The organism is Frankia sp. CoWAU3 (assembly GCF_977971855.1).
In genome coordinates, this window is the sequence record NZ_CDWWXB010000185.1 from 1 (window position 1) to 7155 (window position 7155).

Annotated in this window: 6 protein-coding genes and 2 pseudogenes; 2 read left to right on the forward strand and 6 right to left on the reverse strand. The window is 70.8% G+C overall.

Annotated features, from left to right (window positions below; translation table 11 throughout):
* Positions 1–325 precede the first annotated feature (325 nt).
* Positions 326–688 (forward strand): DsrE family protein, encoded by a 363-nt coding sequence (locus AC08ON_RS14600; protein ID WP_035729484.1) that lies wholly within the window; start codon positions 326–328, stop codon positions 686–688.
* A gap of 101 nt (positions 689–789) precedes the next feature.
* On the opposite strand, the gene AC08ON_RS14605 is transcribed toward AC08ON_RS14600, so the two are convergent.
* Both AC08ON_RS14605 and mshA read right to left on the reverse strand, forming a co-directional pair.
* Positions 790–1284, reverse strand: coding sequence for a type III secretion system chaperone family protein (locus tag AC08ON_RS14605; RefSeq protein WP_476608066.1), 495 nt, complete (start codon positions 1282–1284; stop codon positions 790–792).
* 56 nt (positions 1285–1340) lie between these two features.
* Positions 1341–2648, reverse strand: a complete 1308-nt coding sequence (gene mshA / locus AC08ON_RS14610; protein ID WP_476608065.1) for a D-inositol-3-phosphate glycosyltransferase — start codon at positions 2646–2648, stop codon at positions 1341–1343.
* Between the two features lie 238 nt (positions 2649–2886).
* Between mshA and AC08ON_RS14615 the strand changes: the two are divergent.
* Positions 2887–3678, forward strand: a pseudogene (locus tag AC08ON_RS14615) (class I SAM-dependent methyltransferase); the annotation flags it as partial.
* Between the two features lie 96 nt (positions 3679–3774).
* Here AC08ON_RS14615 and AC08ON_RS14620 read toward each other — a convergent pair.
* The 4 genes and pseudogenes from AC08ON_RS14620 to AC08ON_RS14635 all read right to left on the reverse strand — a co-directional run.
* Positions 3775–4732, reverse strand: a pseudogene (locus AC08ON_RS14620) (aldo/keto reductase).
* 117 nt (positions 4733–4849) lie between these two features.
* Positions 4850–5377, reverse strand: a complete 528-nt coding sequence (locus AC08ON_RS14625; protein WP_476608064.1) for a hypothetical protein — start codon at positions 5375–5377, stop codon at positions 4850–4852.
* Positions 5378–5547: 170 nt separating this feature from the next.
* Positions 5548–6324 (reverse strand): helix-turn-helix domain-containing protein, encoded by a 777-nt coding sequence (locus AC08ON_RS14630; RefSeq protein ID WP_476617156.1) that lies wholly within the window; start codon positions 6322–6324, stop codon positions 5548–5550.
* A 429-nt stretch (positions 6325–6753) separates the two neighbouring features.
* Positions 6754–7155: DUF349 domain-containing protein (locus tag AC08ON_RS14635; RefSeq protein ID WP_476617157.1), on the reverse strand; the 402-nt coding region annotated here is incomplete at its 5' end.

The following is a 7155-nucleotide window of genomic DNA, read 5'->3' on the forward strand; positions in this document are numbered from 1 at the left end:
GTCGCCCAGGGCACCCCGAATCACCCCACAGCACGTCTACAAAACATCACCGATCACAACGTAGCGTAATCTCTGCGCGGCCCTGGGGGTATGCCCGGCGCCAATGAGACGCATGATCATGAATACGGCGTCTACCCAGCCGGCCCCGTGCGCCTACCTGCCAAGATGCTCCCGAACATGCATTTTTTATTTCATTACAATTCCATAGCCACGGGCAGGCAGGACGGATGGGAGCGGCGGACCGCTGGCCAAGCGGAAGCACGGGTCGTCGGACTCGTTCCTCGGCGGGACGCACGGGATGGGTGCGATTTGGCAGACTGGCAGGATGGCCCGCCCGCTCGTCGTCAAGGTCACCGCCGGGACGGATGCGCCGGAACGGTGTTCCCAGGCGTTCACGGTCGCGGCCGTCGCCGTCGCAGCCGGTACGGACGTCTCGCTCTGGCTTACCGGGGAGTCCGCCTGGTTCGCGCTGCCCGGCCGGGCGGAGGAGTTCAGCCTGCCGGAGGCGGCGCCGTTGCCCGATCTGCTCGCCGCCGTCCTCGCCGGGGGTCGCGTCACCCTGTGCACCCAGTGTGCGGCCCGGCGCTCCATCGGCCCGGACGACGTCCTGCCCGGCGTCCGCATCGCCGGTGCCGCCGCGTTCGTCGACGAGGTTCTCGCGGACGGCGTGCAGGCCCTCGTCTACTGAGGAGCGCCCGGCCTGGACGCAACGGCCTGGACGCAACGGCCTGGACGCAACGGGGACGCGTGAATCGCCGGGAAGCACCGCGTCCTCCTCGGGACCGGGTCTCATCCCGGCTTCGTGGCCGAGCCGGCGTCGGCGGCCAGCTTGGCCCGCCACGCCTTCTCCCGCTCGATGGCGGAGGCGAATCCCAGCGCTATCGCCGGGTCAAAGTTCTCGTCGGCGTAGGAGCCGACGCAGCCAAGGATGCGGTCGATCTCCTCCGCGGTGACCGCCAGCAGCGGGACCTGCCCGGTGAGGAAGATGTCACCGACCCGGTCGATGGAGAAGTGCACCCCGTAGGTCTTCGCGTTGCGGCCGAGCAGGAATCCGTAGGTGCCCGCCGCGTTCTCCGCCGGGGCGCGCATAAAAAACGCCTCGACGAGCAGGGTGTGGTCCTGCACGACGAGCCACGTCATCGTGCGCAGCTTGTGCTCGCCCTCCAGCGTGACGAGGAACGAGCCGGTGTCGACATGGTCGTAGGCGAGACCGAGATCCCTGAGCGTGTCATCGATCACCACGTCGAGCCGGTTGCGTTCCGCTGCGTCGATGGGCGCCGTCATGGCTGGGGCCTCCCCAGTAGCTGGTAGACGATGCTGGTTCCGGCGGAGATCCTCTCTCAGACGGCGACGGCGGTGGGGCTCAGCGCGTGCCGGTAGCTGCGCAGCACGCCATGGGCCGTGGCCGACCAGCCGAACCCACCGGCCCAGGCCACCGCTCCGGCGGAGAGCCGGGCCCGCCATCGTGGTTGGCGCAGCAGCCGGTCCAGCGCGTCGGCATAGACGGCGGGGGTCCGACCGGCGACGAGCAGCCCGGAGACACCGTCGGCGACCGCGGTGCGCAGGCCCCCGACCGCCGCGGCGACCACCGGGGTGCCGCAGGCCTGGGCCTCGAGCGCGACGAGGCCGAAGCTCTCGCTGTGACTGGGGACGACGACGGCGGTGGCCGCGCGGTACCAGTGGACGAGCTCCTGCTGCGGGGCCGGCGGTTGGAAGCGGACGCGATCGGAGATCCCGAGATACGCCGCGAGTTTGACCAGGGCGTCGGGTTGTTCCAGACCGGATCCGCTGGGGCCGCCGACCACGGCGACGGTGAGCCGCGAGCGGCGGGCGGGATCGCGCCGCAGTAGTTCCGCGGCGGCGTGCAGCAGCAGATCGGGCGCCTTGAGCGGTTGGATCCGACCGACGAACAACAGCAGGTCGTCGGCGGGATCCACGCCGACGCGGGCCCGGGACTGCGCCATGTCACCTGGCCGGAAGACCTCCAGGTCGACGCCGGGCGCGACGACGTCGACCCGGTCCGACGCCGCGTCGTACAGATCGATCAGGTGCCGGTACTCGTCCGGCGTGGAGGCGAGCAGTCGGGTGGCCCCCCCGATGACCTCCTGTTCGCCGAGTAGCCGGCCAAGCGGCTCCGGGCGGTCTCCGGCGGCCAGCGCGCCGTTCTTGATCTTCGCCAGCGTATGGGAGGTGTGCACGAGGGGGACACCCCATCGTTGTGCCACCGCGAGACCGACCTGGCCCGACAGCCAGTAGTGCGAGTGGATCACATCGAACCACCCTGGTTCGTGCCCGGCCTCGGCGCGCAGCAGAGCCGCGGTGAACGCACACAGCCAGGCGGGAAGATCCTCCCGGTGGATCTCCTCGAACGGGCCGGCGTCAACGTGGCGGACCGTCACACCCGGCAACAACTCGGCCGAGGTCGGCAGCTTGCTGCTCACCGCGCGGGTGAACACCTCGACCTCCACCCCCAGCGCCGCGAGCTGCCGAGACAGCTCGACGACGTAGACGTTGAGCCCCCCGGCATCGCCCGTTCCCGGCTGTTCCATCGGTGAGGTGTGCATGGACAGCATCGCGACCCGGCTGGGCCGCCCGCGCCGTTCGGACTCACCGCGGACCTGGGCGGCGCCGCTTCTGATCAGACGCATCGAGCACCTCCGCATCCGCACGCCACCGGCGCCTGCCCGATACGACCAACCCTGCTGTGGACGAACACGTCTCCAACCGTTCTACCCGGCCGGTTGTCGGGTCAACTGTTGGTCTCCCCCCTTCGGGCTACCGGCCGGTCTCTGGTCCGCCGGTCTGCCGGTCTGCCAGGGTGGATCCGTGACGAACTCCTCCCGTCGGGAGCCGCGGCTCGCGGCCGGACGGGCGCGTGCCCTCGGGATGCCCACCCGGGGTACCACCGCGCCGAACCGGTTGCGACGGATCGATCGCTGGACGCTCGACGCGGCCGCCGCGCTGCTGCGTGGGGCGGCGGATCCCCTGGTCGTCGATCTCGGCTTCGGCGCGTCTCCGGTGACCACGGTGGAGCTCTACGAGCGGCTGCGAACGGTGCGTCCGGGCGTGCGCGTCGTCGGCCTGGAGCTCGACCAGGACCGGGTCACCCGGGCCGCACCGGCCGCGAGACCTCCCGGGCTGCGGTTCACCCGCGGCGGGTTCGAGCTTCCGCCGCCAGGGGAGCGCCCGGTGCTGGTGCGTGCCCTGAACGTGCTACGGCAGTATCCCGAGGGGGCGGTCCCCGGCGCGTGGGCGACGATGCTGGCGCGGCTCGCCCCGGGCGGGATGCTCGTCGAGGGAACCTGCGACGAGACGGGTCGGCGCGCCTGCTGGTTCGGTCTTCCGGCCCCGGGAGCGGCGCCGGCCTGGCTGCCGTCCGGCGCGGGGGGCCCGGCCGGGCCCACGCTGACCCTCTCCGCGCATCTGGCGAGCCTCGCCCGTCCGTCCGAGCTCGCCGAGCGGCTCCCCAAGGCGCTCATCGAGCACAACGTGCCCGGCCATGATGTCCACCGGCTGTTCACGGCCTTCGACCGCGCCTGGGAGCGGGCCGCGCCGCGGGCCGTCTTCTCCCCACGCCAGCGGTGGATCGCAGCCGTGGCGGATCTGCGGGCCCAGGGCTGGCCGGTCCGCGGCGACCGGCGGCGCTGGCGGCTGGGTGAGCTGACCATCGACTGGCCCTCGGCGGGTGGTTCGGGCGTTCTGCCGGTGCGGTGCGGGACGCCCCGGCGGAGATCTGACGGGACGTCCCGGATCGTGGATCCGTCGGTCCCGCGGTCAGTCGGCGGGACGGCGGGTCACGGCGATCTTGTCGAGCACCGCGAGGTCGTCCGCGCGGGGCTGCCACTGACCGGCCACGGCATTGGCGCGCACCTGGACCGGGCTGGTCGCGCCGGCGATGACCGAGGCGACCCCGGGCTGGGCGGCCAGCCCGCCGATCGTGACGTCCAGCAGTGACCGGTCCTGCTCCCGCGCAAAGGTTTCCAGGGCGTCCAGCCGGTCGAAGACCTCGTCGGTCAGCTCGTCCTGCCTGCCTGCCTGCCAGCCGGGTGCCGGGTGCCGGCACCTCGTCGCGCTGGTACTTGCCGGTGAGCAGGCCGTTCGCCAGCGGGTAGTACGGGATGACGCCGATGCCGTACTTCTGGGCGGCCGGCACGAGCTCTGCCTCCACGCCCCGTTCCAGCAGGTTGTAGTGGTTCTGCGCGGAGATGAAGCGGGTCGTCCCGGATGCCCGGGCGGTCCACTCCGCGTCGGCGACCTGCCAGGCATCGAGGTTGCAGGCACCGATGTAACGGACCTTGCCCTCCTTGACGATCTCATCGAGGGCCTCGAGCGTCTCCTCGATCGGCGTGAAGGCGTCCAGGGTGTGCAGCTGGTAGAGGTCGATGTAGTCGGTCTGCAGCCGGCTCAGCGAACCCTCGACCGCCTTGCGGATGTACCGCCGGGACGCCCGCGCGCTGAAGTCCTGGCCGTACATGCCGCCCATGTCGTTGCCGAATTTTGTGGCGAGGACGACATCGTCGCGGCGGCCTCGCAGCACGTGCCCGAGAAGCGTCTCCGAGCCGCCCTTGTTCCCGTAGGTGTCGGCGGTGTCGAAGAACGTGATCCCGGCGTCGAGCGCCGCGTCGACGACCGCACGGGTGCCGGTGAGGTCGACGCGCGAGCCGAAATTGTTGCAGCCGAGGCCGACGACAGACACCAGTAGTCCGGAGGATCCCAGCGGGCGATAGCGCATAAGTTAATACAACACATCGGACCACGGGCCCCGGACAGCAGGCCCCGGACCCGTGGTCGACCGGAACAGGTCAATGACCGTCCGTTGGTGCTCCGGTGTGTCGATGTTCGCGGGCCGTTACTTCTCGGGGGCGGCCTCGGTCACGGCCCGGCCGACCGCCTCGGCAGCCTTGCGGCTCGAGGTGCGCGCGGCGCGGGTCTGGCTCACTGCCGTCCGGGTGCGCTGCACCGCCTCCTCCGTGGCCGGGCTGCGCCGGATGCTCGCCACCCGCTTCTCGCCCCGGGTGGCGAAGCTGTTGTAGAGGTAGGTGGCGCGTCCCTGCAGGTCGGAGATCTGGGAGGTGACGGTGGCCGGCAGCGCACGCACGGCCGTCCCGACCTGGGTCGGAACCCGCGCCGCCTGGGTAGGCAGCGCGCCGACCCGGTCGGAGATCTTCCGAACCTCGGTGCTTGTGGTCGTCGGCAGGGCGAGCAGCTTCGCCACAGCGAGATCCGCCGCTCCCACCGACGCGTAGAGCGGCTTGCGCACCTTCGCCAGCGGAACCCTGACTTCGGCCCTCGCCTCGGCCGTGTCCTCCTGGGCCTGCGCGCTGACGCGGGCGGTGGGACGGCTGGCGGGGCGGTTCGTCGTGCGCGTGGTGGCCATGATGTCTCCCTCGGTTCGAAGATTCGTTGCTTTCGTGTAGAGATTTCCTGTTAGCGCCTCGTCGCCGACGGGTGATAAGGTCGGGTAAATGATGTGAGGGTCAGGGTGGTGATAGGCCGTACAGGAACGGAGTACTGCTTTCCTTTTCGTCGCGGTCTCCGCCGGTCGATCTAGGTCTGATCGACCGGGTTGTCGGTGGTCGGCTGCGGAGCCGGTGCTGCCGGTGTGGGTAGGGACGCGGGGGGAGCGCCGGTGATCGGACCGCTCTCGGTCCTCGTCGGCGCCGCCGGTTCGCCTCCCGTGGCCTTCGATCGCCTGGTGCGGCCCGGGGCGCTCCCCGGTGACGGCTTACCCGTACCGTCCGACGAGGCCGACCGCGCCGCGGTGGTGGTGCCCCGGGATGTCGCCGACGCCTGTCGGGCGGATCTTCGTTTCGTCGTCGGCTCCGCGAAGGTCGCTCCCACGGTGGCGGCCGAACCCCGTGCGGACACCGAATCACCGATGGCGGCCGGACCCGCGGTCGGGGTGGCGGGCTCGCCGGGGACGAACCCGCGCGGCCCGGCCTCGGCGTCGCCGTCCGGGTGGCCGCGGCCGGCCCGCGCCGCGATGGAGTTCTCCCGGCAGAACGCCTCGTAGATGTCGAGCACGACCTGCTTCTGTCGTTCGGACAGGGATTCGTCCGCGAGCACGGCAGCCATGACGTTCTCTTCGCCCTGCCGTTCCTCCAGAATTCCGGCCTGCACGTAGAGCACTTCGGCGGAGATGCGGAGCGCCTTCGCGATCTGCTGAAGAATCTCCGCGGACGGCCGCCGGAGGCCTCGCTCGATCTGACTGAGGTAAGGGTTGCTCACCCCGGCCTGCTTGGCGAGTTGACGAAGGGAGATCTGTGCGCTGTGCCGCTGATCGCGGATGAAATCGCCGAGATCGCGCACATTCAGGGCCGCCACCGGGTCGAACGCCTCCTTCGCCGGAGGGCGAGGCGGGTTGCCGCGCCCATGGCGGGCGCCCCGCCATCCGTGAACCTCGGCATACGGCTGGACCCCGCGGCCGAGGAGTCCGCGGACTCCGAGGACTCCGCGGACGACCGCCCGCCGAGAGCCCGCCGTCCGTGGACGCTGCGATTCAGGGGAGGCCATGCTGCCTCGGCAAGCTCCGGTCGGCACGGAAACGAGTGCGCCGCCACAACACATCACCAACGCAGTCGACGATACGTCGGGCTGCTAACTCTGGCAAGCGGTCAGTTAGCGCTCTTTGGACGTGTCCGCCCCGAGGTGCACCACCTGGTACTCCGCGGACCTTCGCCCCTTCGACCACGGCGGATGCCGCAGTTCCCCGTTTTCGGGTCCATACGAAGCGCCCGCGCCTGCCGGCGCGGCTCAGTCGTTGTGGGACTGTCCCTCGGCTTGGGCCAGCCAGGCCCGCTGGGCGGCGAGGGCGGACTCGGTGTCGGCGATCTCCTTGGTGCGTCCGGCGGCCTGGGCCCGGGCCAGCTTCGCCTCCAACTTCGTGACGGATTCCCGCAGCTTCGTCACGAATGGTGATGAAGCGAGGGAGCGCTGGGCCCAGCGGGCGTCGGAGGCCTCGCGCAGCTTGTCGCCGATGGCCGCCATCTGCCGCTCCAGGGAGCCCGCGGCCTCCCGGGGGACCCGTCCGATCTCGTCCCAGCGGTCCTGGATCTCCCGGAGACGACGCAGCGAGCGGTCGGTATCGGCCGGATCCAACGCCGTCGCCTCGGCCAGCAGTTTCTCCTTCTGAGGTGAGGATTTCCGGTGTGGGCT